Annotated in this window: 3 protein-coding genes and 1 pseudogene; 3 read left to right on the top strand and 1 reads right to left on the bottom strand. The window is 59.8% G+C overall.

Annotation, left to right across the window (positions count from 1 at the left end; genetic code table 11):
• Positions 1–635, top strand: a pseudogene (locus AC6FTP_RS26465) (hypothetical protein); the annotation flags it as partial.
• Positions 636–696: 61 nt separating this feature from the next.
• The gene (locus tag AC6FTP_RS26460) at positions 697–1,917 is read left to right on the top strand and encodes a hypothetical protein (protein ID WP_497209895.1); all 1,221 of its coding nucleotides are present in this window, start codon (positions 697–699) and stop codon (positions 1,915–1,917) included.
• Between the two features lie 52 nt (positions 1,918–1,969).
• Here AC6FTP_RS26460 and AC6FTP_RS26455 read toward each other — a convergent pair whose 3' ends face one another.
• A complete protein-coding gene (locus AC6FTP_RS26455) occupies positions 1,970–2,710 on the bottom strand; it encodes an AraC family transcriptional regulator (RefSeq protein WP_497209894.1) in 741 nt (246 codons plus the stop codon).
• Between the two features lie 71 nt (positions 2,711–2,781).
• Between AC6FTP_RS26455 and AC6FTP_RS26450 the strand changes: the two genes are divergently transcribed.
• Positions 2,782–3,318, top strand: a 537-nt coding sequence (locus AC6FTP_RS26450) for a DUF6807 family protein (RefSeq protein WP_497209893.1), incomplete at its 3' end; no start/stop codon positions are given.

Below are 3,318 nucleotides of genomic sequence, written 5' to 3'. Positions count from 1 at the left end.
GCTGGAACGACTCCGGAACAGAAGCCACCCTCGTCCCCGAATCGGGTGCCGAAGTGCAGATCACCGTCAGCGAACAAGGCGTGTCACGCACCCAAACCTGGCGTTTTCCCGGTCAAGCAGAGTGTGTGATGTGCCACAACCCCAATGCTGGTTTTGCCCTGTCCTTCAACATGCGGCAACTCAATCGCGAAGCCATCCTCAAAGGATTCCCCGGCAATCAACTCGACCTCTTCAGTAAGCACGGACTGCTCGCAGGCCTGTCACAACCTGCCAGCGCCGAACCCAAGCACAGCGCCTCCAGCGACTCATCAGCCCCCATCTCTGAGCGTTCCCGCAGCTACCTCGCCGTGAACTGCGCCAATTGTCATCAACCCGGCGGTCTTTCCCCCACGCCCTGGAATCTCCGCCCCGAAATCGCACTGGAGCAAACCGGCCTCATCAACGGTCTCGTCATCAATCATGGCGGAAACACCGCCCGTCGCATCATCGCCCCAGGAGACAGCGCTCACAGCCAAATCCTCACCCGCATGACCGCCAGCGAAGGCTTCCTCCGCATGCCCCTCGTAGGCACCCGCGAAACCGACACCCGCGCCGTGGACCTGCTCAAGCAGTGGATCCTGTCACTGCCCCAATAAAGTGGCTTCAGCTTCAGCCGAATCATTGACCAACAAATGCAGCTACAGCAGCATCCATATGATGAAACATCTCGCACTCCTCCTCGCCTTGCCTGTCCTCGCTGCCGAACCCGTCGCCACGGTTACTGACATGCCCGCCCTCGTGGCGTTTTGGGATTTCTCAAAACGTGAAACCGATGGAGCCAAGCGTTTCACGGCGCATGTGCCTGCGGGTGCCACGACGGACTACCCGCTCGATGCCGCGAACTACATCAAGGATTACTGGGGCGCGGGGCGTGAGGCGACGTATGCGGATTTTCCTCTGCTGGGTCGTGGTCCGTTCGGGAATGCCATCCGCATTGTCAAAGAAACCGATGCGGACTTCCGCCCCTTCCTCTTCGTGCCTCGCTCGCGGCTGCACGACACGCCGCTTGACATCAAAGGCGCGGGCAAGTCCGTCACGGTGGTCGTGTGGGCGATCCGCGAGAGCGGAAACCACGCGCTGGCAGGCATCTGGCATGAAGGCACCGACTTGAAGGAGAAGACCACGACCACCATCGCGAAGGTGGAGCGCGGGCAGCGTCAATACGCGCTCTTTGCCGGTCTGAACAAGCAGGGCAGCGCCTGCGGCCATGTGTCGGAGAACGGCGCGAGCTCGTTTCTGAACAAATACGCCCTCCACAAGTGCAACTCCGTCGAGCAATCGCCCGAAGTGTCTGCTGATTCGCCCGCCGAGGTGCTCGACAAGTCCTGGCAGTGCTTCGCGATGACCTTCAATCACCAAACCGACGAACTCACCGGCTGGCTCAACGGCGTGTCCGGCGATCGCTGGCTCGACAACCCCAAGAACGACAGGCTCATCTCCTCCGCCTACAACGCCTACATGCAGGGCCACTACGCCAAGCTGCCGGGCAAGCAGGACGGCGAGGACGAGGCCTTCCCGAAGGATCAATACTACAATCCACCCGAAGCCGAGCCGCTGAGCGTCAAAGTGCTCCGCGAATCCGCCGATGAACGCGTCGAGCTACGCGAGCATCGCTTCACTAAGGTCGAAGTCACGCTGCGCGGCGGAAAAGAAGTCGCCCGCGATCTCGTGTCGCTACGCCTGAATCCCTGGTGGTATCCGCACGACCTCTACACGCCCAAGGACGCCCAAAGCGGCGGCCCCTTCACCATTGGCCGTGTCATCCACAGCTCTCGCGGTGTCGGCTTCACGGGATGGATAGGCGGCGTGGCGGTGTTTGACCAGGCGCTGAGCTCGGAGGAGTTGGGAAAGCTGGCGGAGATACGGAATGCGCCCTGAACAAAGTGGCTGCGGCTTCAGTCGCAATCCCCACCATCAACGATGAACCAACTCACCCCTGATGCCGCATTCGAAACTGCTTCGGCGTTAGGCCGATGCGTTTGCGGAAGTGTTGGGTGAAGGCGCTTTGGTCGCAGAAGGCGTGGGCTTGGGCGATGTCGATGACTTTATCGTTGGTTTGGATGAGGGCTTCGGCGGCGGACTCGATGCGGATGCGGAGCATGAGTTCATAGGGCGTGACGCCGAGGGCTTGGTGGATCTTGCGATACAGCGTGCGCTCGGAGAGGCCGCATTCACGGGCGAGTTCGGCGGTGCTGAGGATGCGGCTGGTGTTCTTCTGGATGTGGCTGACGATGAGCGTGACTTCGCTGCTGGGTTGATGACGGCTGCGGCCTTCGTCACGGCGGGTGAGGCCCATGAGGCCGATGATTTTGCCGTTCTTGCCTCGCAATGGCACCTTGGTGGTAAGAAACCAAGTCAGCGTGCGCTGCTCGTCATACCAAACTTCGAGACGATTGATCAACGGTTTGCCCGTGCGGAAGACGAGCGCGTCATCGGCTCGGTAGGCCTTGGCGGCTTGCTCGGGATAGAAGTCTTCATCGAGTCGGCCAATGACGTCGGCTTCACCTTCGAGGCCCAGTCGGGTCCACATCGGCTCGCTGGCAGCGATGAGGCGGCTCTCACGATCCTTCACAAAGAAGAACACGTTGGGCTGCTGATCAAACATGAGCCTGAAAGCCTGCGGATCGGTCATGCTGGCGAAAAAGGCACTCTGAATGGACTTGGGTGACATGGCAGGATGATAACAACTTTTGGCAGATCTAGGCCATGTATTTCCGAATGGAAAGGCGTTTTACTTCCGTCATGAAATACCGCCATTTCTTCTCCTTCCTCACTCTTTGCCTTCTCAGCAGCACGGTGGCCTCGGCCCACTATACAGTGCTCACGCTGCGTCAGGATGATGCGACGAACACGATCTCGGTCTATCGCGAGAACGGCAAGGACGCGATCCTCACGCAGAATGCGCGGCCGGATTTCCGGCCTTACCTTCATCCGATTGTGGCACCGGATGGCAAGGGCTTGCTGACGGAGTATAGCCCTGGGCATCACAAGCATCAGACGGGGCTCTATTGGGGGCTGAAGCAGGTGAATGGGCGCGACTATTTTCACAATCCGGGCGCGGGCTTCTGGCGCAAGGTCTCCAGCACGGTGCTCGTGCCCAAAGGCGAGGTGGTGAAGTGGACGACGGTTTATCAACTGCTTGATGCCGAGGGCAAGCCGGTGATGAACGAGACTCAAGTCTGGACGATGCGCGATAACGATGGCCGTTACTTCCTGGAGCTTGAATGGAAGGGTGAAGGGCTCGTGGACTTGACCATGGCCAAGCAGCCTTACGGCGGA

The sequence above is a fragment of the Prosthecobacter sp. genome (genome assembly GCF_044378005.1).
Lineage (GTDB): Bacteria > Verrucomicrobiota > Verrucomicrobiia > Verrucomicrobiales > Verrucomicrobiaceae > Prosthecobacter.
Note: the sequence above shows the minus strand (reverse complement) of the source record. Positions and strands in the feature narration are given on the sequence as shown.

Bases quoted from the DNA above. Each gene is read 5' to 3' on its own strand.
- AC6FTP_RS26460 (WP_497209895.1), top strand. From the start codon at position 697: ATGAAACATCTCGCACTCCTCCTCGCCTTGCCTGTCCTCGCTGCCGAA.
- AC6FTP_RS26455 (WP_497209894.1), bottom strand. From the start codon at position 2,710: ATGTCACCCAAGTCCATTCAGAGTGCCTTTTTCGCCAGCATGACCGAT.